We start from the raw sequence: 22,377 nt of genomic DNA, 5'->3' as shown, positions 1-22,377 counted from the left end.
GCGAGAAGCGGGAGTCGCCGCCTGAGCAAGAAGCGTGATCCGATCGCAGATCCGTAGATCTGCAGAGGGTCGCGCGACGCAGCGCAGGCGGATGCATCGCGCTTCGCAGCCGCAGCCTCCCTGTGCAGAGGTTCCCTAGCTGGGCTCGCCCGGTTCGAAGTCTCGCGTCTTGCGACCGATCACCGCGACGTGGAACAACGGGCTTCCGTGTGTGGTGAAGCGATGGCGGTAGCGCTGCTGCGTGTGCACGTGCAGCGCTCGGCTCCGGATCATGCGATGAACCGTATGCGCGAAGCGCGAGTCTCGTCCGCCTTCGGCTGAACCGGCGTGCAGATGGAAGGCGACCCAGCCATCCGGAGCCAGCAGATTGAAAGCTTCGGTGAAAGCATTGGGCGGCGGTTCTTCAACCGCCAGAGGTTCGATGCAGATCAGGCTGTTGAAATCGAAGCCCATGAGTTCATCGCGCTGCGCTTCGCTCAGGCGCCGGATATCGAGCACGCGGAATTCAGAATGGGCGCCCGGATGGTCTCGCTCGGCTGCTGCGGCCGCTGCGGCCGAGGCGTCAATACCGATGATTTCGTTGATTCCGATCGCGTTGAGTTCCTGTCCCACCCAGCCGTTACCCGCGACCAGATCGATGGCTCGCAGCGTTTCGGGTCGTTCCCCGCTGGCTCGGATGGCCCGTTCCAGCAATCGACAAACGGCGGCTGGTGCGTTTCCGCGCAGCAGGTCTCGCACGAGGTGCTCGTAGACGCCGGGCCATTCCCAGAGATGCGGATCGCCCTTGAAACGCACCTGGCGTTCCGTCGCGCCGTCTTCCACGATGCAAAATGTTGCCTCGCGGCCTGCGGACAGCGGTCCGTTCGCCGGGTTACCCGGTTCCGGCAGAAATACCCGCATCTGGGGGAGTTCTGCACTTGGTTTCAGAACAGGGCGTCGCAGTACACTCTCTGCGGGGGCACTCATCGGAACTCCTGAATCGGTCGTTGAATCGATGCGCCGACTTCAACTCAGGGAGCGTCTCCGGGGTGGAGGGGATACCCAGAGTCTGCGCGCTCAACTGATATACGCAAGGAGCGTGCATTCGTCCAGCATATTCAGATACGACCGTGGGGATGCCATCGTTGAAAACCTCTCTAAAAGGCTGAAAAATTAGATACTTAGGTTCACATTCGGAATCTGAAACTGGAGCTGCGAGAATCTTGTTTCCGGTCCCTGCCCAGACGCTCTTTCTGGCGTTTCGGTCCGACCGGAGCCGCCTTCGCGTATGCTTGGAAGGATGATGCCGAAGCAACAGTCGGGACGGACGACCCTCATCACCGGCGGAACCGGAGCCCTGGGCCGCGCGTTGCTCGAGGCCTTTCTCGCCGATGGCGATCGGGTCGTACTGCCGTGGATCGACAAGGACGAGGTCGAGTGCGTTCACTCCGCCCATTCTGCCGAGGTCGATGCGGGTCGGCTGATGCTATTCGAGGCCGATGTTGCCGAATCGGCCGACGCGCGCGAACTGGTTCGGGTCGCGGGCGAGGTACACGTGCTGGTCAACGGCGTCGGTGGCTTTGGCGGTGGCGCGCCGGTTCACGAGACCGATCTCGAACTCTGGGACGCTATGTACCGGATCAACGTGCGCACCGTTGCGGCCATGAGCGCGGCCGTCGTTCCGGGAATGATCGCGCGCGTTTCCGGGAGCATCGTCAATATCGCATCGCAGGCGGCGCTCGACTGTCCGGCTGGAATCGCGGCCTATAGCGCGTCGAAGGCGTCGCTGGTCGCGCTCACTCGGAGCCTGCAAAACGAGCTGGCCGGTTCCGGGGTGAGGGTCAACGCCGTGGTCCCGACTACGATCGACACGCCTGCGAATCGTGCCGCCATGCCCGACGCCGACTTCTCGACCTGGACGGCCCCGGGCGAAATTGCATCAGTCATCCAATGGCTGAGCAGTGATGCGGCGATTTCCGTTCGCGGCGCTCTGATTCCCGTCTGAGCCCGCGCTGAGCCCTGGGGCTCAGGCGCGCGGGTCTCGCATATAGCTGGATGCGAGCGCATCCACGTATTCGTTCCAGAGGGAGCCATCGTGAGCGCGGATCCAACGCAGTTCCACGCCCCGATGTTCCTTGGAAAGCGCGTATAGCTGTTTGACCAGTTCCAGATTCTTCACCGGCCCGCCCTTGCGCCGCCAGCCCCGCTTTTCCCAGCCCGCAGCCCACTGATTGATCGTGTCGACGCAGAGTCGGCTGTCCGAATAGATCGTGAGCTTGGCGTCTCCGGGAAGACTCCGGTAGGCCTCGATCAGAGCCTGCAACTCCATGCGGTTGTTCGTGGTGTCGGCATCGAAGCCGTGGTCTCGCGCGAGGATCTCGCCGTCCTCGACGTGCACGAAACCCCAGCCACCCGGACCCGGATTGCCCTCGCAACTGCCGTCCGTGAACACGCCCGTCTGCGGCCCGTCGCTGAAGCGATCCAGGACCTGTTCCGGGGTCAATAGGGAATCCGAACGGTCGCGACTCATGTCCAAGCGGCTCCTCGCGCGCACCGGCGCGGCGTGGCTGCGTATGCTCGGCCATCCGCGCTGAGCGCGCCAACGCTCCGCGCTGTGCTCGCGGGCTCGAGCCGGACATTCCGCGCATCCTGTTAGAATACGGCGCAGCGCGCGCCGCGAATTCGAAGAGTCCCCAGTCGGTGGGTCCAAAAGCGAGCGTGCGCAAGTTACCCACCGCAAGCGACGGAGATCCCATGGCCAAGGAGTTCGAGATCAGCGATGCGATGAGAGAGAGCATCGGCAAGGAATCACCGCCCTGGACCTCGGAAGTCACGACCACCAGCATTCGCGCTTTCGCGCGCGGTGTTGGCTACACCGATCCAGTGTATTTCGATGTCGATGCGGCGCAAAAGGCCGGCTACAAGAGTCTGCCGGCGCCGCCCTGTTATCTGGGTACGCCCGTGTTCATTCCCGGTCGATCCAGTGACACGTTCAGCGGTCCCGTCGATGGCCAGCCACGGGTCGATCACGGCCTGCCAGGTTTGCTCGACGGTGGCACCGAGACCGAGTATTTCGACCAGGTCTGCGCCGGTGACACGCTGACGGTCGTCAGCAAGGTTGCCGATCTGACCGTTCGTCAGAGCGGGAGTCTGGGCAAGATGTTGCTCGTGACCAACGAAACCACATACACCAACCAGCAGACCGGAAAGCTCGTCGCGAAGCAGACTTCGCAGGCGATCTTCTACTAGGGGTTCAAGACCATGGCTGTTACCTGGGACACGATTTCAGAGGGACAAGAACTGCCGGTGCTCGAGAAGAAGCCGGGGGTCACGCAACTCGTGAAATACGCCGCCGGTTCTGGCGATTTCAACCCACTTCATCACGACTACGCCTTCCCGCAGGCCAAACAGATTGGATCGATCATCGTGCACGGTCGTTTCAAGTACGCGGCGTTGGGAGAACTGGTGTCGAACTGGCTCGGCCACAACGGTCGAATCCAGAAACTGTCCTGCCAGTACCGGGGCATGGACATGCCCGACCAGCCCGTCACGTGCAAAGGCACGGTGGCGAAGAAATTCGAAGAGGGCGGGCAAAAGCTGGCGCAGTTGAAGATCTGGACGGAAAATGGTGAGGGCAAGAAGACGACGCCGGGCGAGGCGTTCGTCGTCTTCGACTGATGCCGGTGAGTTCACCCGGAGCTGAACTGGTCGGTCGGCTGCGCGAGCGGCCGATCCGGCCCCGAGCGATCGCGAGTTTTCTCGATGCGCTTGCGCACGGAGAACGCGTGGCCGCGATTCGCGCCGTGGGTCGCACGGATCAGCGCGCCCTCTACGAAGCGGTCGAAGGTATTGCGGAACTCGAACTGGCCGATTTCGTTCCTTCCGTTTGCGGAGATCTCGAACAGGTTCGCCATTTCGGCCACAACTCGCTGCCGTTGTTTTCCGATTTCGAGAAGCGCTTCTGTCGACCGGCGAACATGGAGCCGAAACGGCCCGAGGCCTTGTACGGCTTCAATTTCCAGCCTCGCCGTGCCCTCGTGGCCGTCACCGGTCCCGGTTTTTTCGTGGCGCGAGACGACGAATCGCGGCGCGAAGTGCTGATCGACTACACACTATTGCCAGTCACCCGGCCCGAGCAATGGCCGGAGATCCGACGCAACGATGCCGGCCTTTCTCGTTTCGTCTACGGATATATGGTCGATACGATGCGGCGCGTATCGGAGCACGTGACGATTGGCTCGGCCGCGCGCAGGGGCAAGGACCTGGGCAGTTGGTTTCTGTTGACCCGCGAAGACCGGAGCGCGACCTGCTAGAAGGAATTCTCGCGTCGGAGTCGGTCTGCGTCTCGCTTGAGTTCGGCCAGCACCTGACGTGTTGCCGTGCGCGCCAACGTGTCTAGCGCCTCGGTTTGCATGCGCTTCTTGTTGGCGTAGATCTGGTAGCGGTGGCGGATCGTCGAACGGGCGCGGTAGGTCTCGACCAGTTTCCGGTTCTTCAAGAGCAGCGCTTGAAGCTCCAGTGTGTAGTCGTTCTGGAAGTAGACGAAGATCGCGACCGGAGGCACGGCCTGGGTGAAGAACCCCTTCCAGAAATTCGAGTCGGGTTCCACGCCTCCGTCGCTCGCCGAAAGTTCCAGTTGCCACATCGGGTCGATGTCCGCTGGCATCGGGTGCATCACGCCCTCGAAAACCCGGCTCTGTCGCAGTTCGTCGGCAAAGTGGGCGACGATGGCATCGCCGTTCAGGTTTGATTGATCGAAGGAGCCTTCGCGAACTGCTACCGTCAGGCGCAACGGTGGATCGGGCGGACTCAAAGCCGGCGGACTCTCGCCCATCGGAAGCACCTGATACGCGCAACTGCAGAACACCGCGAGCGTGCAGAGCAGCCCGGCCCGGCCCATGAATCGATCTCTTCCCCACATGAGCGAAAACGTAGCAGCGGCAGGGAAAGCCAGCGAACACGCGCCCGCAATCTTGCGCGAACGCCTGACTGAGTTGGCACAGGAGCACGGTCTCTCGCGGATCGGGGTGGCCGCCGTTGCGAACTATCCGGAGGCCCGGCGTGTGCGCGAATGGGTCGAACGCGGCTACGCCGGCGAGATGCACTACATCGGGCGGCGACTCGAAGAGCGCGAAGACCTGACCCTCGTGCTGCCCGGGGCTCGTTCCGCGATCGTGGCGGCCGTTCCCTACGATACCGGTGCTGCCGATTCGAGTGCACCACGAGCGCCGGGATCGGGCTGGGTTTCGCGCTATGCGTGGGGCGACGATTATCACCAGATCGTGTCCCGACGACTGGAGGAACTCGTGGCGGCGCTTTCAGCGGAGCAGCCGGATGCGAAGTTCAAACCCTATGTTGACACCGGGCCGGTACCGGAGCGCTTGCTCGCGCAGCGGGCCGGCGTCGGATGGATTGGCCGGAATGCCTGTGCGATCGATCGAGAACTCGGTTCCTATCTGTTCCTGGGAGTCGTGCTGACCGATCTGCAGATTGCTCCGGATGCGCCCGCGGTGGACCATTGCGGTAGTTGTCGTGCATGTCTGGATGCGTGTCCGACCGGCGCCTTCGTGCAACCGGGAGTGCTGGATGCGCGACGCTGTATCGCGTACCTGACGATCGAGAATCGCGGTGCGATACCGCGTGATCTACGCGAAGGCGTGGGCGATCACTTGCTCGGCTGTGATCTGTGTCAGGAAGTTTGCCCCTGGAATCGGCGCAGTGCCCGGCCGCTGAGCGAAGACGCTTGCTTCGAACCGCGCCCCGAATGGTATGCACCGTCGATTGCAGAGTTGCTCGATCTCGACGATGAGGCTCTGCGCGTTCGGCTTCGCAGATCATCCATCAAACGCGCCAAACTGGCGGGTCTGCGCCGCAATGCGCTCGTGGCTGCTGGCAATCTGCGCGATGTGGCTCTCCTGTCCCGCGTCGAGCCGTACCTGGAACACGACGATCCGGTGTTGGCCGAGGCGGCGTCGTGGGCGCGCGACCGTATCGAGAGTTCGGGATAGACGAGAGCTCAGCCGACCGTTTCGATCAATCGCCCGGGAAAGTCCGACATCAAGCCGTCGACGCCCAGCGCAAGCAGCTTTTTCATTTCGGCCGGATCGTTGATCGTCCAGACATGGACCAGAAGGCCATGGTGGTGGGCGGCTGCGACCAGTTCTTTGGTTACCAGTGGTTTTCCCAAGGCCGTGGCCGGAATCTGCAAGGCATCGCCCCGCGGTTGGAAGCTGTCCATGCGATCTTCTGCGGCCGCCTGCACGAAGGCGATACAGTCCGCCAGGGAAGAGCCCAGGGCCGTGCCCGGATCCAGCTTGCGGAGCCTCTCCATGATCGACTCTTCTTCGGCTGCGAGCAGAGTGCGATCCAGAGCGCCCGCGCGCACGAGCAGACGCACGACTTCTTCGGCGATCTCCGGCTCCTCCTGTTTGATCTCCAGATTGATACGCGCCTCGGGAAACGCGTCGAGTACCTGGCTCAGCTTCGGAATGCGCACACCCGCAGCCCGAAAGGGGTGAGTTCGACCCGCATCCGGGGAAAAGTGGTAGCCCGCATCGAGGCGCTGCAATTCCGCGAAGCTGTGCTCTTTCAGTGGGCCTTCGCCGTCGCTGGTTCGCGCCAGGTCCGCGTCGTGAAAGATCAGTATTTCGCCGTCGCTGCTGGCATGACAATCCATCTCGAGATACGGAACACCCTCACTCCAGGCGCGCTCGAAAGCGGGCAGGGTGTTTTCGGGTGCCTCGCCACTCGCGCCGCGATGACCGAAGAGGTGGGGTCGGGAGGAATCGAAGTAGGGATGCATGCCGCAAGCCTAGCAGTCCGTCGCAGCGCTCGTGTGAAAGGTCTGGTCGGGATCAGCGCATCGAGTCGCCGCCTTGACATCCCGCAGCGGACCGCGAAGTTCCCCTCCGGGGGGACTGGCGATGAGTGTCTTGACCAGGGATTCGATCATCCGCGAACTCGAGAGCGGGCGACTGCGGGTGGAACCCCTTGGCCGCGATCAGATCGGCCCCGCCTCCATCGATCTGCATCTGGGCTCCGAGTTGAGGGTGCTCCGATTGCACCAAAACGGCCCCGTACAGGTCACGGACGACGGCGAGTCCGAACCCGAGACTGAAGTCATCCCGTTCGAGCGTCCATATGTTCTGGATCCGGGGCACACGGTTCACGGCGTCACACTCGAACGGATCTTTCTCCCACCGGATATCTGCGGCTGGCTGGAAGGGCGCAGTCGCATCGCACGACTGGGTCTCACGGTTCACGTCACGTCCGGATTCGTGCATCCGGGTGTTGCGAATCACCAGGTGCTCGAGATGAGCAATGTCTCGAGCGCACAACTCGCCATCCATCCGGGGATCCGGATCTGCCAGATCGTGTTGCAGCGCTGTGAGGGGGAAGCCGTCTATTCGGGCAAGTTCGCTGATCAGGATTCCCCGTGAGAGCCGTCGCCCAGCGCGTGAGCCGAGCGTCGGTGACGGTCGATGGCGAGACGGTTGGCCAGATGGAGGACGGTGTTCTGGCGTTGGTGGGAGTGGCGCACGAGGACCGGGAGGAAGACGCGCGCCTACTCGCCGAGAAACTCGTCCACCTGCGAATCCTGCCCGATTCCGAGGGGCGAATGAACCGGTCGCTCCTCGAAGCTGGAGAGATGCTCGGCGTCGTGTCGCAGTTCACTCTTATGGGCGACTGCCGCAAGGGACGCCGCCCCGGGTGGGCCGACGCGGCGCCGCCCGAGCAGGCCGAACCCCTGATCGAACTGCTCGTGAGTCACGCTCGTCAGCTCGGTGCACCTGTGACCACCGGACGCTTTCGCGCGAAGATGAGTGTCGAGTTGTGTAATGAAGGTCCTGTGACGTTGCTGCTCGACACACGCAAGCAGTTTTAGCTAGCTTCGCCGCGATGAAGAACACGACGATCTCCATGGTGCTCAGTGCGTTGATAACCATCACAGCCGCTCTTCCTGGAACGGCTCAGGCAGCGCGTCCCGCTGCTACAGAGTTTGGTCTGGGGCTCGCAACGGCTGTGGTGAACCTGGTGTATGGGCCTGCCAAGGTGCTCTACGCGGTCGCAGGTTCGATCACAGGGGGCCTGGCCTGGTGCGTCACGGGCGGCCGCACGGATGTGGCCCGCGCGATCGTGCAACCGGCGGTGCGCGGTGATTACTCCGTCGTCCCGGAGCATTTGACTTTCGAGAAGTCGCTGAGTTTCACCGGGCAGGATCCTGAGTATCTCTCCGGGCTTCCCAACTAGGAACCCGCTCGAGATGATCCAATGGTTCGGGTCGACTCTGCTTCGGCCTCCGGGGTACTGCGCTCGATTCGTTCGAGAATCGCGTAACCCGGCGGGTGCTGACGCGTAATCAGGCCATGAAGAGCTTCTTTCTCAGCGCGATCACGCTCCTGGTCTGTGCGAGCTGCACGCCCGATACTCCGAAGCCAGAGGCGGAACTTGCGCCCCCCCTGGCCCTGAAGCGCCTTGATGGCGTGAGCGTCAGCCTGGACAGCCTGCGCGGCAAGATCGTATTGATCGACTTCTGGGCCACCTGGTGCACACCGTGCGTTCGTGAAATCCCCGAACTCAATGCAGTCTGGAATGCCCACAAGGATCGCGGTGTCGAGTTGCTCGCCATTTCTGTGGACACGGAGCCCAAAGAGGTGATCGCGAAGTGGGTTCGCGACAAGGGCGTACTCTATCCCGTGGCGCTGGCGGATCTGGACCTGGCAATGACCTATGGCGCCCAGCAATTCCCCTACCATCTGGTGCTCGGCCCTGACGGGACCGTGCGAGAACGACTCGCCCCTGGCTACCACGATCGCGAAGAACTGGCCGAGGTACTGGCTCGCCACTTGCCCTGATTCGCAATTCCGCGCCAGTTCCGGTCACCAGACCCGCCGAATCGGACCCCGTTGGATTCCTGCAGCTACCGCTAAATCTTGACTTCCGTTGCGTCGATCGTGGGAAGGACGGGTTCTATACGGCGGGGTGTATGAAGGCCGAAGAGATCGAGCGCCTGTTTTCGGCGGGCGATTGTATAGCGGAGCGAGGGTCTGAACGACTCGAACTCTACGTGGTGCGTTCGGGCAATGTCCTGGTGCAGTGCGAATCCCCCAGTGTCGAATACGTCCTCGGCCCCGGAGAGATCTTCGGAGAGACCACTGCGCTGCTCTCGCGGCCCAATCCCCATCGCGTCGTTGCCGAGGGGGATGTCTCGGTGCTCGTGTTGGCGCCGAAGTTGGTCGAGCGCCTGTGCCGCGAATGCCCCGAGTTCAACTACCGCCTGATCCAGACTCTCGCGGCCCGAGCCGACCGACCCGCGGCCGAAGAGGTCGAGTCGTCCGAGATCACACCCGCCCATCGTGCCCTCGCCAGTTCGATTCTGGCGCGCATGATTTCGGGTGAGGGGCCCGCTTCGGTCAAGGGCCGTCTGCGCGATCTGGCCGAAGCCTCGGGATTGCCGATCCATGAGGCGTATCACTGTCTTCGGGAACTGCTCGATCGGCGCATGCTCGGGCTGGTGGACGATCAGTTGACCGTCCTCGAAGCCAGTGAACTCGAGGCGATCACCCGTTTCTGAACCGGATGGGCGGCACACACGCCGCTTGCTTTGGAGCCGGCCTACAGGTAGAAGTGGCCGATGCACCGTCGCTTCCGCGCCCTTCTGTTGGGGGCATTCCTCTTGTTCGTTGCGCCCGCGACCGCCTTCGCCCAGGCGGATCCCCTGCGCGAGAATCTCGGCTCCACTGACTTCGACCTGACCGCGGACGAGGTCCGCTACGACCGGAATACCGACGTCTATGAGGCGTCGGGCAATGTGAGAGTCGAGCAGAGCGACGGCCGCACGCTGGCCACCGATTGGCTCGTATTCAATGGGACGACGCGTGTAGGTGTGGCCAGCGGTCATGTGCGCATGGTCGACGCGACGGACACGGTGGAAGCCGATTTCATAGCGGTCGATCTCCGTTCCATGGTGGCGATGGCCACCCGGGCTTCGCTCGATACGCCCACGCCGGGCTTCGTCGTGCGTGGCGATGCATTGCAGCGCAGTGGACCCAACTCCTACTCGCTCGAGAAGGGGATGTTCACGACTTGCCGCTGCCCCGGGGACGCGAAGCCGCGGCCCTGGGAACTCGAGGTCGAGGACGCCAAGATCGATATCGGCGGTTACGCCGTCGGAAAGCACTTGAAGTTTCGTGTCCTGGATGTGCCCGTCTTCTATCTGCCCTTCATCGCGTTTCCCGCCAAGACCGAGCGCCAGACGGGATTGCTATTGCCATCTTTTTCGGCTTCTGGTCGCGGTGGTGCCGAGGTCGAGTTGCCTTTCTTCATGACGCTTGGGGAGCAGGTCAATCTGATCTTGCGTCCCACATGGTTTGCCAAGCGCGGAGTAAAGGGAGCTGCCGAGATCGAGTACGTGTTCGGCTCAGAATCAGCCGGGGCCGCCGGTCTAGCGGTTCTGCCCGGGGATGACGAGGTATCGCCCGACGATTTCGAGACGCCATTCAGTGACAATCGCTGGGCGTATTGGTGGCAGCACTCTCAACCGCTGACCGATCGCGCTCGCTTTGGTCTCGATCTCAAAGGCGTCAGTGACAACCAGTACGTGGTCGATTTCGACGATCTCCCGCGCGAACTGCGCAATAGTCGCTTCCTGGAATCCACCGCCTGGGCCAGTCACGCCGACTGGGGTCTGTACGCGGGTGTCGAGACCGCCATGATCGACGATCTGCAGAGCCCATCGGATCTCGATCGCGATGATTTCCTGCTGCAACGCCTCCCCGATGTACGCCTTTCGCGCCTGCCGAGGCCCATCGCGGGATCGCCGCTGCGATTCGGCTTTGATTCCCGTTACACCTACTTCCATCAATGGGACGGGCGGTCGAGCAAGAGCGGGCACACGCCCTTGAACGGCCAGTTCTTCGATACCGGCCGAGACGGGTTATTCGATGGCGAGGAACCGGACGGGAACGGATTCCTTGATCCGCTCGCGGACCATCACAATGACAACGCCGCTTCGCTGGGGAGGGATCGCTCCGAGGGCGATGGCTTCTACCAGGAAGGCGAACTCCTGGCCGACAGAGGGCATCGGCTGGATATCTATCCCCATCTGAGTCTTCCACAGCGTCTTGGTGTATTCGAAACACTCAGCGAACTGGGCTATCGGGAAACGCTCTATTTTCCCGACGTCGGCGAGACCGAGCGACGGGAGATGTGGACCGGTCGTTTCGACGTGCGCACTCGCTTCGCCAAGTCGATGACGTTTCGCTCGCTGCCGATGCGCCATATCGTCGAACCGCGCGTCACTCTGGTCGCGGTGTCGACCCCATCCCAGAACCGCAACCCGCTATTCCTGCCCGCCCTGTCTTCCGGGGCGCGGCGTCTGATCGACGGCGACGCCCGACTCCTGACTCGCAATCCCACCGATCGCGTCGAAGACGAACGCATCCTCCAGTATCAGATCGGAAACCGCTTCTACGGACCTTCCTTCGATGGCGGAAGGGTTCCACAACTTCTCGGCGAGATCCGCGTGGGCGCGGGTTACGATTTCGACCGGAGCGAGAACACCCGTGTATTTGCCGACGGGCTGGTCAGGCCGTGGAAAGACTTCGAGTTCCGGGGCGAAGCTGGTTGGGACCCCGAAACTACCCGAGTGGATGAAGCATTTGCATCGGCACGCTGGGATTCAGCGCGGGGGCATCTCCTGGGACTGAGCTATCGCTATCTGCGTGACCGCGTACTGACATTCGAGAATTTCGTGCGACAGAACGCAATCTACGATGAGTACGACGACGGGACGAAGGTGAGCCAGATCGGCCTGGACTCGGTACTCGTCGTATCGCGCAGGCTCGAAATCTTCGCGAGCGGTTTCGTCGCACTCAATCAGTCCTCCTCGAGTGCAGGCCGGATCGGTTTCCAGCTCGGGTCTGATTGCCGTTGTTGGGATCTCCTGGCGCAGATCGAGCATCGAACCCGTCCCTCGGAGACGCGCTTCAGCCTGGAGTTGCGGCTTGCGGGATTCGGTCAGCGTTCGCGGGTCCGGCGTCGCAAGGAGCGCGAGCGTCGCTGAACGCTTCCAGGTTGACGTGGCTGGCTTCCTATGGGAATCTCCCGGCCCTATGAGGAACGCACCATGGTCCGGCCCGATCGTGACTCGTTCTCGGCCCTTGCTCGGCAGGCTGGTCGAGGTTCTACCGTTCCGCTCGTTCGCGAGGTTCTAGCAGACCTCGACACCCCGCTTGCGGTCTTCCTCAAGGTAGACGACGGAGCTACGTCTTTCTTGCTCGAGTCTGCCGAGAGTGAGGAACGTCGCGGGCGCTTCAGCTTCATCGGTGTTGGCGCGCGTGCGCGTTTCATCGCCCGCAACGGCCAGGTCGAGATCCAGCGGGGCGAGCGTATCGAGCGAATCCAACTGGCTGCTGAGCACCGGGAGGATCCACTCGATCACCTGCGTGCGCTCATAGCCGAGACCCGGCCTCTGGAGTTGCCGGGTCTGCCGCGGTTTTCCGGCGGGGCCGTCGGGTACGTCAGTTACGACTGGGTGCGCTACGTCGAGGAGTTGCCCGAGGACAATCCGGACACCCTCGGCGTGCCTGATTGCTATTTCACGATTCCTCGCACCGTGCTCGTGCACGATGGCTACCACCAGCGCCTGAGCATCATTCATCCCGTCGAAATCGACGAGTTATCGGAAATCGACGCGGTCTATGAGCGGGGCCTGGCAGAGATCGACGCAATCACCGCCAAGCTATCGGGGCCGGTTCCCGAACAGGTTTCATCGGTGGGCAGCGAAGCGACCCAGACGCCCGTGTCCAATACGACTCGCGAGCGCTATCACGAAATGGTCGAGCGCTGTAAAGAGTACATCCAGGCCGGGGATATCTTCCAGGTGGTCCCTTCGCATCGCTTGAGCCTGCCCATGACGACGGATCCGTTCCCCGTCTATCGGCAGTTGCGCGTGCTCAATCCGTCGCCGTACCTGTTCTTCGTGCGCTGTCAGGACCACGTGGTTCTGGGTTCATCGCCGGAGATTCTCGTGCGACTCGAAGGGGACGAGATCGAGTTGCGTCCGATCGCCGGAACCCGCGCTCGCGGCGCGACTCCTCAAGAAGACCACGAGCATGAACGCTCGCTTCTCGAAGACCCCAAGGAGTTGGCCGAGCACGTGATGCTGGTCGATCTCGGCCGCAATGACATCGGACGAGTGGCGGAGGTGGGTTCGGTCGTCGTCGACGAATTCAAGGTGATCGAGCGTTACTCGCACGTCATGCACATCGTTTCGAATGTGCGCGGCAAACTCCGTCACGGTCTCGATGCGATCGATCTGTTGCGCGCGACCTTTCCGGCGGGCACGCTCACCGGTGCGCCCAAGGTGCGCGCAATGGAAATCATCGAAGAGATGGAGACCGATCGCCGCGGTCTCTACGGCGGTTGCGTCGGCTACTTCGATCATCACGGCAATATGGATATGTGCATTGCCATCCGCACCCTGCTGGCCAAGGACGGCAAGATTCACGTTCAAGCCGGCGGTGGAGTCGTCGCTGATTCCGATCCGCAGGCGGAGTTCGAGGAAGCTGGCCACAAGGCGGGTGCGCCGCTGCGCGCGGTCCTGCTGGCCGGCCGGGGAAAGTGAAGATGCGCCTTCTCGTAATCGACAACTACGACTCCTTCACCTACAACCTGGTCCAGTACCTGGGTGAACTCGGTGCGGACTGCGACGTGGTGCGCAATGACAAGATAGGCGTGGAGCAGGTCGGGGAGCGCGACGCCGAGGCCATCATCATCTCGCCCGGCCCGTGCACTCCGAAGGAAGCGGGCATCAGCGTCGAAACCGTCAAGCGGTACGCGGGGCGTCTGCCGATCCTGGGCGTGTGTCTCGGGCACCAGTCGATCGCGGTGGCCTATGGCGGACGCGTGGTGGCGGCCAAGCACCTGATGCACGGCAAGACCTCGATGGTGAGCCACGACGGACGCGGGATCTTCGAGGGGCTGCCCAATCCGTTTGAGGCGACCCGCTATCACTCACTGGCCGTCGCGGATCTGCCCGACGAACTGATCGTCACCGCGCACACCGAAGACGGCGAGATCATGGCTGTGCGGCATGTGCGAGATATCGTGATCGGGGTGCAATTCCATCCCGAATCGATTCTGACCGGCCAGGGCAAGGCATTGCTTGCCGGTTTTCTACGCGTTGCGGGTTTGACGGAGCGCGCGGCGTGATTCGGGAAGTACTCGAGCGCGTGATTTCGGGAAACGAGATTCCGCGCGCAGAGATGCGCGCTCTGATCGTCGCCGTGATGAACGGAGAGGGCGACGATCTGGAGATTGCCGGACTGCTTGCGGCCTTGCGAACCCGCGGTGAGACCGTCGATGAAGTCACGGGCGCGGCCCAGGCGATGCGTGAACTGGCCGTTTCCCTCCCGCCAGCTCCGGAGGGCGCGATCGACACGTGCGGTACCGGAGGGGACGGTTCCAATAGTTTCAACATCTCCACGGTTTCGGCTCTCGTCGTTGCCGGGTTGGGTGTGCCGGTCGCCAAACACGGCAATCGGGCTGCGAGCAGCAAGTGTGGAAGCGCTGAAGTCCTCGAGGCGCTCGGAGTGCGTCTGGATACGGCCCCCGAGCGCATGGCCGAATGCGTGCGCGAAGTCGGAATCGGCTTTCTGTTCGCCCGCGCCTGTCATCCCGCCATGGCCCGGGTCGGACCGATCCGCGCGAAGCTCGGCGTGCGCACGATCTTCAATCGTCTCGGCCCACTGACCAATCCCATGGGTGTGAAGCGACAGCTCGTCGGCGTTGCCGATGCGTCCCTGCTCGAACCCACGCTCGCCGCGCTAGTCGAACTAGGCGCGGAGGTGGTCTGGGTGGTGCACGGGGAAGACGGGTTGGATGAGATTTCGCTCAACGCCCCGACCCACGTGCATCGCTACGATACGGGGGAGCACATCGTCGCTTCCATCCGTCCGGGCGAGATTTTCCCGGCGGCGTCTGCATCGGATCTCGAAGGCGGAGATGCCCTGGAGAATGCCGAGATCGCGCGCAGCATTCTGGGCGGAGAACGAGGGCCACGGCGCAATGTCGTGTTGCTGAACGCCGGCGCCGCGCTTTGTGTGGCGGGTCGGGCTGTCGAACTGCCTGAAGGAGCGAGGCTGGCGGCCGAGTCGATCGATCAGGGCAGGGCGCGGGGCGTTCTGGAACGCTTCGTCGCGTTCACGCAAGCGGCGCAATGACGATCCTCGATGAAATCCTCGAGCGAAAGGCTCAGGAGGTCGCTGCACTGCGCCGCGATGAGGGCCTGTCTGCCATGCGCGAGCGAGCTGAAGCGGCGCCTCCGGCACGCGCTTTCGAGAACGCTCTTCGCGACAGCGAGGCACCGCGCGTGATCTCCGAGTTCAAACGGGCTTCCCCTTCGAAGGGTGAGATCCGCGCAGGAGCGGATTCGGCCGAGATCGCAAAGGCCTACGAAGCGGCCGGGGCGGCAGCCCTTTCGGTACTCACCGACACGGCATTCTTCCAGGGCAACCTCTCGGACTTGAAGGCAGCGCGGGGTGCGTGCTCGCTGCCCGTGTTGCGCAAGGATTTCACGGTCGACGCGATACAGATCTTTGAAGCTCGTGCCGCGAACGCGGATGCCGTCTTGCTGATCGTGGCGGCACTCGACGATTCCAGGCTCGCCGATCTGTACCAGACTGCGCGCGAAATCGGGCTCGACGTACTCGTCGAAGTCCACGACCGGACGGAACTCGAGCGGGCGGTGCGCCTCGACGCACGCATCGTGGGTGTGAACAATCGCGACCTGCGCAGTTTTTCCACGGATATCGCAGTGACACGAGAACTCCTGCCGCATCTCGGTGGCCGCACGATCGTGAGTGAGAGCGGACTGTCCGACGCGACGACTCTGCGGGAACTCCAATCCGAAGGGGTGCACGCATTCCTGGTCGGCGAGGCGTTGATGAAGCAGCCGGATCCAGGAATGGCGCTGGCGAAGTTGAGAGGAATGGCATGATCCAGGTCAAGGTCTGCGGAATTACCCGAGTGGAGGACGCCCAAGCTGCGGTCGAAGCCGGAGTTGACGCGATCGGCTTGAACTTCGTGGACGGTACGCCTCGCGCACTGGATCTCGAGACCGCACGCGCGATCAGTGCAGCGGTCGCGGGTCGTGTCGTGCGTGTCGGCGTGTTTCAGGATGCGCCCGTCGAACGAGTGGCCGAGCTGGTCGAAGAAGTGGGCCTCGACGTGGTGCAACTGCACGGCGATGAGTCGCCAGATTACGTGGGGAAGCTTCCGTTTCCGGTCATCAAGGTGCTCGCGGCGCAGGACGGTGTCGAGGAGCTCGCCGATCGCTACCCGCGCATCGACCTGATGCTCGATCATCCCTCCGGGGGAGGGAGTGGTGAATCCTGGGATTACACGCGGGCGCGTTCGTTGGAATCCAGGGGCCGGCGAGTCTGGATCGCAGGAGGACTCGCCGCGGACAACGTCGAGGACGCGGCGAGAAGCGCCCTGCCGCACGGTGTCGATGCTTCGTCGCGACTCGAGTCGGCTCCGGGCCGCAAGGACCGGAAAGCCGTCCGGGAGTTCGTCGCGCTAGCGCACTCCGTCGAGTCCGAACGCGATCGTCCGGATCCGCGCGGCTATTTCGGAATCTTCGGCGGGCGCTATGTGCCAGAGACCCTGGTCCCGGCTACGGAGCAGTTGACCGACGCGTACGAAGCGTTGCGCGAAGATCCGAGCTTCTGGCAAGAACTCGCCGCCGAGCGCAAGGAATACGTCGGACGACCCACGCCGTTGTACTTCGCGCGGCGTATCAGCGAGGACCTCGGTTGCCGGGTCTATTTCAAACGCGACGAACTTGCCCACACCGGCGCGCACAAGATCAATAACGCGATTGGCCAGGCGCTGATTGCAAAGCGTATGGGCAAGACGCGCATCATCGCGGAGACGGGTGCCGGTCAGCACGGTGTGGCAACTGCGACTGCGTGCGCGCGCTACGGCCTGCAATGTGAAGTCTTCATGGGTGAAGAAGACACGCGTCGGCAGGCCCTGAATGTATTCCGCATGGAATTGCTCGGGGCCAAGGTCCACGCGGTCACGTCGGGCACACGCACGCTCAAGGACGCGATGAGTGAAGCCCTGCGTGACTGGGCTACGAATGTACTCGACACCTACTATCTGATCGGGTCCGCTGCTGGACCTCACCCGTACCCGCTTCTGGTTCGAGATCTTCAGGCGATCATCGGACAGGAGGCGCGTGAACAGATTCTGGCGGCAGAAGGGCGCTTGCCCGATTACCTGTACGCCTGTGTGGGCGGAGGCAGTAACGCAATCGGGCTTTTCCATCCGTTCTTTGGCGATGAGGGCGTGAAGATGATCGGCGTCGAAGCGGCTGGTGAGGGCATGCAGAAGGGGCGGCATAGCGCACCGCTTACGGCGGGAAGCCCCGGAGTCCTGCACGGAAGCATGTCCTATCTGCTTCAGGATGACTCCGGCCAGGTCTTTCCCGCACATTCCATCTCGGCGGGTCTGGACTACCCGGGCGTGGGTCCGGAGCACTCGTTGTACAAGGATTCAGGTCGCGCCATCTATTCCGCTGCGACCGACGACGAGGCACTCGACGCTTTCGTCTACTTATCGCAGAAGGAGGGCATCATTCCCGCCTTCGAGCCGTCGCATGCGATCGCTGAGTTGCGCAAACGCGCGGCGGACTACGGCGAGGACACCCTCGTGATCGTAAACCTGTGCGGACGCGGGGACAAAGACGTAGCCGAAGCTCGCCTGCTGCTGGAGAAGCGCCGATGAATCGCATCGATGCCGTGTTCGAGCGGACCCGGGCCGAAAATCGCGCGGCACTGATCGTCTTCGTGACGGCCGGTGATCCGGATCTCGAGACCACAGAAGAGTTGATCCCCGAACTCGCCGCCGCCGGCGCTGATATAGTCGAACTCGGCGTCCCTCATAGCGACCCGATTGCGGAGGGGCCGACCATCCAGGCGTCCTCGGCGCGTGCGGTCGCTGCGGGCACGACTCTGGCGGGCGTCCTGGCGATGTGCGCGCGCGTGCGCAAACTCACCGACGTACCGCTTGTCGCGATGGGTTACCTGAACAATGTGCTGGCCCGCGGAGAGGACCAGACAGTGGCGGAGTGCGCGGCTTCCGGGATCGACGGACTGATCATCGTGGATGCGCCTCACGAGGAGGGTGCCGATCTGAGCCGCGCTTGCGAGGCGAAGGACGTGCATCGCATCCTGTTGATCGCACCGACCAGCACGCCCGAGCGAGTCGTGCAGATCGCGTCGCTGAGTCGCGGCTTCGTGTATTGCGTGTCGACCACGGGTGTGACCGGTGCGCGCAACGAACTGCCGCCCGACCTCGCGCATCTCGTCGCCAAGGTCCGACGGGTGACGGACGCGCCCGTCTGCGTGGGCTTCGGGATCTCGACGCCCGAGCATGCTGTCGATGTCGCTCGTATGTGCGATGGAGTGATCGTCGGTAGTGCGCTGGTGAGTCGAATTGCGGCTGCGAAGGATCGCGCCGAGGCGATCGCTTCTGCGAGCGGGTTCGTGCGCTCTCTCAGTGAGGCGATGAGGTCGGCGAAGCGTTGAGCCAGGTCTCGTATAGTTCGCGCACCTGCCTGTCGGTCTTCTCCCAGTCCACACTATTGTCGATGATCACGTCGCTCAAGGCCCGCTTTTCCTCGATCGAGAGCTGCGAACGGATGCGCGCGAGCGCATCTTTTTCGGGCAAGCCGTCGCGTTCCATGACGCGCCGGAGTTGTTGTTCCTCGCGCGCGTAGACCAGAACGATCTCGTCAAAGGGGAGCAGCGCACCGCTGCCGCGTCCGGCCTGTTTGCCTTCGAGCAGCAGCGGGATGTCGATCACGATCACCTGCACCTCGGCGCTGCGGTGCCGTTGAATTCGACGGTCGAATTCCCCGAACACGAGCGGGTGGATGATGCCGTTGAGCACCTGGCGAGCCTCGGGGTCGCTAAAGACCAGGTCTCCGAGCTTTGCGCGATCGAGTTCTCCAGCCGCTGTCAGATAGGTGTTGCCAAAGTGCTCGGCGATGGCCAGCAGTCCAGCGCCTCCCGGAGCCTGGAGTTCGCGCACGATCAGGTCGGAACACTCGATCGCCGCACCCAGTTCTTCGAGCAGCTTCGCGACGCGCGATTTGCCCGTTCCGATGCCTCCGGTCAGGCCGATCAAGCGGCTGCTAGATCTTCTTTCGCTCATGGGCCGCAGTATAACCAGTCCAATCTGCTCCGAGTCCGGGTCATCCCGTAAGGCGCTGTGATCATTGAGAAATATTGGCAATGCCGGACCTCTGGGGTATCATCGGCGCGCTTCGAAGGGCGGTAACGTGAGCGATGTGGAAAAACCGATTGGCGAAATGCGGGAGCGGATCGATCGCATCGACGATCAGATCCTCGATCTGCTCAACCAGCGAGCGGGCTGCAATGCCGAAATCGGCCGTCTCAAGGCGGCCGACGATTCCACGCCGTTCGTCCCCGGACGCGAACTCGACATCTTCGAGCGTCTCGAACGGCAGAATCCGGGGCCGTTTCCCTCGGATGCGATCCGCAACGTCTTTCGCGAGATCATCTCCGCATCGATCTCGCTACAGCGCGGCGTGAGCGTCGCCTACCTGGGGCCACCGGCCACCTACACCCATCAGGCCGCGATCCAGCAATTTGGCAGGATGGCCGAACTCCTGCCGGCCGCGACGACTGCCGAGATCTTCGAGCAGGTCGAGAACGACACCGCCGAGTTCGGTGTGGTGCCGGTCGAGAACTCCAATGAAGGCGTGGTGAGCCACACACTCGATCTCTTCGTCGAGTCTCCGGTGACCATTTGCGCTGAGATCCACGTTGCGATCCACCACGATCTGCTCTCGAAGAGCGGCGACCTGCACAAGATCAAGACCGTCCGCTCGCACCCCCAGGGGCTGGCGCAATGTCGCGGTTGGCTGGCCTTGAATATGCCCAACGCGACGCAGGAGTCTTCGCCCTCGACCGCGTTCGCGGCGGAGCAGGCGGCGCGGGACGATACGAGTGCCGCGATCGCGAGTTCACTTGCTGCGGGTCTGTACGGACTCGAGTCGGTGCAATCGGGTATCGAAGACAACCCGAACAACACGACGCGCTTCCTGGTGATCAGCAAGACGCCGCCGAAGCGCAGCGAACGCGACATCACTTCCCTGCTGTTCTCCATCAAGCGCGATCTTTCCGGTGCCCTGTACAAGGCGCTCGAACCGTTTGCGGAGCACGATGTGAATCTGACGCGCATCGAGTCGAGGCCGACGAAAGCGCGGGCCTGGGAATACGTGTTCTTCTGTGACTTCGAAGGTCACGTCGACGACGAGCGTGTCGGAGCAGCGATCGAATCGCTGCGCCCGCGTTGTGATTTCGTGAAAGTGCTTGGCAGCTATCCGCAGGCGGAGACGTTGGTATGAAGTTGAAAGAACTCGTGAATCCGCATATTCGCGATCTCGATCCCTACCAACCCGGCAAACCGATCGACGAACTCGAACGCGAGCTCGGCATCGCGGATTCGATCAAGCTCGCTTCGAACGAGTCCCCACTTGGGCCCTCGTTGCGCGCGGTCGAAGCACTGCACGCGACGACGGAGGAGCTCAATCGCTACCCGGATGGTTCTTGTTTTCACCTGCGCGAAGCGCTCGCGACGAAACTCGGTGTGACGGGAGATTCGCTCACCTTCGGCTGTGGTTCGGATGAACTCCTCGAGGTGCTGGCCAAGTGCTTCGTTGCACCGGGCGACGAGATTGTATTTGCCTGGCCGAGTTTTGCGATGTACCCGATCGTGGCGCAGGGAATGGGCGCGGTCTCCGTCCCGGTCCCGACCGACGCCGAATACAAAAGCGATGTCGGCGCGTTGCTCGCTGCGGTCACCGACAAGACGAAGTTGCTGTTTTTGGCGAACCCAAACAATCCTACCGGCACCTCGATCGGCGAGGCCGAGTTTTCGCGTCTCGTCGACGAGTTGCCGGAACACGTCGTGTTGGTCGCGGACGAGGCCTATCTGGAGTACGTGCGCCGTCCCGACTTCCCCGACACGCTCAAAGCGATTGCGCGGCGAACGACGCTCGTCTCGTTGCGAACGTTTTCGAAGATCTACGGACTGGCGGGCTTGCGCATTGGCTATGTCGTTGGCGATCCGGAACTCATTTCCTATCTCGAGCGCGCGCGCCATCCCTTCAACGTGAACAGCCTGGCGCAGGCTGCGGCGATCGGTGCCCTGAGCGATGTGGAACACGTGGCCCGGGTTCGCGAGTTGACCCACGCCGGTATCGATGCTCTCGCGGCTGGTTTGGAGCGACTCGGATTGAGCTGCACGCCGAGCGATGCGAACTTTCTGCTGGTCGATGTCGGAGACGATGCCGGCGCGGTCTATCAGGGGCTGCTTCGCCATGGCGTGATCACCCGGCCGATGGCGGGCTTCGGCTTGAAGCGACATCTGCGCGTGACCGTCGGTCTGCCCGAAGAGAACGAGCGCTTTCTCAGCGCGCTCGAAGCCGAGATTCGCGCTTGAGCGGAACCCGTTCGCAGCCTTTATTCGAGCGCGTGGCCGTGGTCGGCATGGGGCTGATCGGGGGCTCGGTGGCATTGGCGGCGCGGGATCGCGGTCTGGCTGCGGAGGTTCGAGGGGTCGATCCCGGCCGGGACGCCATCGAGGGCTTTGAGATCGTGCCTCTTGCCGAAGCCGCCGCCTGGGCCGATCTGATCGTACTGGCGATTCCCGTCGAGCAACTCGACCCGGTATTGAAGGATCTGGACCCCCATCTAGGGGAAGCGACGCTGATCACGGATACGGCCAGCGTGAAGGTGCCTACGGCCGAGGCCGCTCGGCGCTGCCTGCGGCATCCGGAGAGGTGTGTGGGAGCGCACCCGATGGCGGGGAGTCACGAGGCTGGATTTGGCGCAGCCCGGGCGGATCTGTTGCAAGATGCTCCCTGCATCATCACCGTGAGCGGGCCCGAACCCCCTGAAATTGTGGACCGAATCGAGCAATTCTGGCAGGGTTTAGGCACATTTACGGTCCGGAAGACACCTGAGGAGCACGACGCTCTCACCGCGGTTCTCTCTCATGCGCCGCACGTGATAGCCTTCGCATTCGCTCAGGGGCTGCCCGGAGAAGAGGGGCTTCGCCTCGCGGGTCCGGGGTTGCGCGATTTCATCCGCATCGCACGCGCCAACCCCAAGCTGTGGTGCGAGATTTTGCTCATGAATCGTAGCCGGGTAACCGAAGAAATTGCCCGGTTTGAAAAGAATTTGGGACTGATCGTCGACGCCTTGGGGCGAGAAGATCGGGCAGTGCTGGAAGAAGTACTGCAAAACGCCCAGGCGAGCCTGGAAAGGCTAGAACGAACAGGAGACCGACAAAGGTAGT

The 22,377-nt window shown here is 62.7% G+C and carries 25 protein-coding genes; 20 read left to right on the top strand and 5 right to left on the bottom strand.

Annotation, left to right across the window (positions count from 1 at the left end; translation table 11 throughout):
- Window positions 1–135 precede the first annotated feature (135 nt).
- On the bottom strand, window positions 136–966 hold the full coding sequence (locus GY725_14335; protein MCP4005367.1) for a class I SAM-dependent methyltransferase: 831 nt from the start codon (window positions 964–966) through the stop codon (window positions 136–138).
- A 316-nt stretch (window positions 967–1,282) separates the two neighbouring features.
- Between GY725_14335 and GY725_14330 the strand changes: the two genes are divergently transcribed.
- Entirely contained in the window at window positions 1,283–1,984 is a 702-nt protein-coding gene (locus GY725_14330; protein MCP4005366.1) for an SDR family NAD(P)-dependent oxidoreductase, read from the top strand.
- A 21-nt stretch (window positions 1,985–2,005) separates the two neighbouring features.
- Here the strand turns inward: GY725_14330 and GY725_14325 are convergent, their stop codons facing one another.
- Complete coding sequence (locus GY725_14325) at window positions 2,006–2,509, bottom strand: ribonuclease HI (protein ID MCP4005365.1); 504 nt, start codon at window positions 2,507–2,509, stop codon at window positions 2,006–2,008.
- A 224-nt stretch (window positions 2,510–2,733) separates the two neighbouring features.
- On the opposite strand from GY725_14325, the gene GY725_14320 reads away from it, so the two are divergent.
- The 3 genes from GY725_14320 to GY725_14310 are packed head-to-tail and all read left to right on the top strand — an operon-like array spanning window position 2,734 to window position 4,292.
- Window positions 2,734–3,228 carry a MaoC family dehydratase gene (locus GY725_14320; protein ID MCP4005364.1) on the top strand — a complete coding sequence of 165 codons (495 nt, stop codon included), beginning with the start codon at window positions 2,734–2,736 and terminating at the stop codon, window positions 3,226–3,228.
- Window positions 3,229–3,240: 12 nt separating this feature from the next.
- Complete coding sequence (locus GY725_14315; protein MCP4005363.1) at window positions 3,241–3,657, top strand: hypothetical protein; 417 nt, start codon at window positions 3,241–3,243, stop codon at window positions 3,655–3,657.
- 5 nt (window positions 3,658–3,662) lie between these two features.
- Complete coding sequence (locus GY725_14310; protein ID MCP4005362.1) at window positions 3,663–4,292, top strand: hypothetical protein; 630 nt, start codon at window positions 3,663–3,665, stop codon at window positions 4,290–4,292.
- Here GY725_14310 and GY725_14305 read toward each other — a convergent pair.
- Window positions 4,289–4,879 carry a hypothetical protein gene (locus GY725_14305; protein ID MCP4005361.1) on the bottom strand — a complete coding sequence of 197 codons (591 nt, stop codon included), beginning with the start codon at window positions 4,877–4,879 and terminating at the stop codon, window positions 4,289–4,291. The genes GY725_14310 and GY725_14305 overlap by 4 nt on opposite strands.
- A 19-nt stretch (window positions 4,880–4,898) precedes the next feature.
- On the opposite strand from GY725_14305, the gene queG reads away from it, so the two are divergent.
- Entirely contained in the window at window positions 4,899–5,987 is a 1,089-nt protein-coding gene (queG, locus tag GY725_14300; protein MCP4005360.1) for a tRNA epoxyqueuosine(34) reductase QueG, read from the top strand.
- 8 nt (window positions 5,988–5,995) lie between these two features.
- On the opposite strand, the gene GY725_14295 is transcribed toward queG, so the two are convergent.
- Window positions 5,996–6,781 (bottom strand): glycerophosphodiester phosphodiesterase, encoded by a 786-nt coding sequence (locus tag GY725_14295; protein ID MCP4005359.1) that lies wholly within the window; start codon window positions 6,779–6,781, stop codon window positions 5,996–5,998.
- Window positions 6,782–6,902: 121 nt separating this feature from the next.
- Here GY725_14295 and dcd point away from each other — a divergent pair, with 121 nt between their 5' ends.
- The 12 genes from dcd to GY725_14235 all read left to right on the top strand — a co-directional run bounded on the left by dcd (window position 6,903) and on the right by GY725_14235 (window position 18,575).
- Window positions 6,903–7,418: a dCTP deaminase gene (gene dcd, locus GY725_14290; GenBank protein ID MCP4005358.1), complete on the top strand. Its 516-nt coding sequence runs from the start codon at window positions 6,903–6,905 to the stop codon at window positions 7,416–7,418.
- Entirely contained in the window at window positions 7,415–7,864 is a 450-nt protein-coding gene (locus GY725_14285) for a D-tyrosyl-tRNA(Tyr) deacylase (GenBank protein ID MCP4005357.1), read from the top strand. The genes dcd and GY725_14285 overlap by 4 nt, the downstream gene beginning before the upstream one ends.
- A 14-nt stretch (window positions 7,865–7,878) precedes the next feature.
- Window positions 7,879–8,229 carry a hypothetical protein gene (locus GY725_14280; GenBank protein ID MCP4005356.1) on the top strand — a complete coding sequence of 117 codons (351 nt, stop codon included), beginning with the start codon at window positions 7,879–7,881 and terminating at the stop codon, window positions 8,227–8,229.
- Between the two features lie 116 nt (window positions 8,230–8,345).
- The gene (locus GY725_14275; protein ID MCP4005355.1) at window positions 8,346–8,834 is read left to right on the top strand and encodes a TlpA family protein disulfide reductase; all 489 of its coding nucleotides are present in this window, start codon (window positions 8,346–8,348) and stop codon (window positions 8,832–8,834) included.
- A 131-nt stretch (window positions 8,835–8,965) separates the two neighbouring features.
- Entirely contained in the window at window positions 8,966–9,553 is a 588-nt protein-coding gene (locus GY725_14270; GenBank protein MCP4005354.1) for a Crp/Fnr family transcriptional regulator, read from the top strand.
- Between the two features lie 60 nt (window positions 9,554–9,613).
- Window positions 9,614–12,043 carry an LPS-assembly protein LptD gene (locus GY725_14265; GenBank protein MCP4005353.1) on the top strand — a complete coding sequence of 810 codons (2,430 nt, stop codon included), beginning with the start codon at window positions 9,614–9,616 and terminating at the stop codon, window positions 12,041–12,043.
- Between the two features lie 63 nt (window positions 12,044–12,106).
- Complete coding sequence (gene trpE / locus GY725_14260; GenBank protein ID MCP4005352.1) at window positions 12,107–13,606, top strand: anthranilate synthase component I; 1,500 nt, start codon at window positions 12,107–12,109, stop codon at window positions 13,604–13,606.
- A 2-nt stretch (window positions 13,607–13,608) separates the two neighbouring features.
- Window positions 13,609–14,193, top strand: a complete 585-nt coding sequence (locus tag GY725_14255; GenBank protein MCP4005351.1) for an aminodeoxychorismate/anthranilate synthase component II — start codon at window positions 13,609–13,611, stop codon at window positions 14,191–14,193.
- Complete coding sequence (trpD, locus tag GY725_14250) at window positions 14,190–15,203, top strand: anthranilate phosphoribosyltransferase (protein ID MCP4005350.1); 1,014 nt, start codon at window positions 14,190–14,192, stop codon at window positions 15,201–15,203. Before GY725_14255 ends, trpD begins: the two co-directional genes overlap by 4 nt.
- Window positions 15,200–15,979 carry an indole-3-glycerol phosphate synthase TrpC gene (trpC, locus tag GY725_14245; protein MCP4005349.1) on the top strand — a complete coding sequence of 260 codons (780 nt, stop codon included), beginning with the start codon at window positions 15,200–15,202 and terminating at the stop codon, window positions 15,977–15,979. Before trpD ends, trpC begins: the two co-directional genes overlap by 4 nt.
- On the top strand, window positions 15,976–17,772 hold the full coding sequence (gene trpB, locus GY725_14240) for a tryptophan synthase subunit beta (GenBank protein MCP4005348.1): 1,797 nt from the start codon (window positions 15,976–15,978) through the stop codon (window positions 17,770–17,772). The genes trpC and trpB overlap by 4 nt, the downstream gene beginning before the upstream one ends.
- A complete protein-coding gene (locus GY725_14235) occupies window positions 17,769–18,575 on the top strand; it encodes a tryptophan synthase subunit alpha (protein ID MCP4005347.1) in 807 nt (268 codons plus the stop codon). Before trpB ends, GY725_14235 begins: the two co-directional genes overlap by 4 nt.
- Here the strand turns inward: GY725_14235 and GY725_14230 are convergent.
- Window positions 18,544–19,203 carry a dephospho-CoA kinase gene (locus GY725_14230; GenBank protein ID MCP4005346.1) on the bottom strand — a complete coding sequence of 220 codons (660 nt, stop codon included), beginning with the start codon at window positions 19,201–19,203 and terminating at the stop codon, window positions 18,544–18,546. The two genes, GY725_14235 and GY725_14230, sit on opposite strands and share 32 nt — an antisense overlap.
- A gap of 157 nt (window positions 19,204–19,360) precedes the next feature.
- On the opposite strand from GY725_14230, the gene pheA reads away from it, so the two are divergent.
- From pheA to GY725_14215, 3 genes are read left to right on the top strand one after another with little or no spacing between them, the layout of a single operon-like run.
- On the top strand, window positions 19,361–20,422 hold the full coding sequence (gene pheA, locus GY725_14225) for a prephenate dehydratase (protein MCP4005345.1): 1,062 nt from the start codon (window positions 19,361–19,363) through the stop codon (window positions 20,420–20,422).
- Complete coding sequence (locus tag GY725_14220) at window positions 20,419–21,519, top strand: histidinol-phosphate transaminase (GenBank protein MCP4005344.1); 1,101 nt, start codon at window positions 20,419–20,421, stop codon at window positions 21,517–21,519. Before pheA ends, GY725_14220 begins: the two co-directional genes overlap by 4 nt.
- A complete protein-coding gene (locus GY725_14215; GenBank protein ID MCP4005343.1) occupies window positions 21,516–22,376 on the top strand; it encodes a prephenate dehydrogenase in 861 nt (286 codons plus the stop codon). Before GY725_14220 ends, GY725_14215 begins: the two co-directional genes overlap by 4 nt.
- The last annotated feature ends 1 nt before the right edge of the window (window position 22,377 follow it).

The organism is bacterium (genome assembly GCA_024226335.1).
Classification (GTDB): Bacteria; Myxococcota_A; UBA9160; order SZUA-336; family SZUA-336; genus JAAELY01.
Note: the sequence above shows the minus strand (reverse complement) of the source record. Positions and strands in the feature narration are given on the sequence as shown.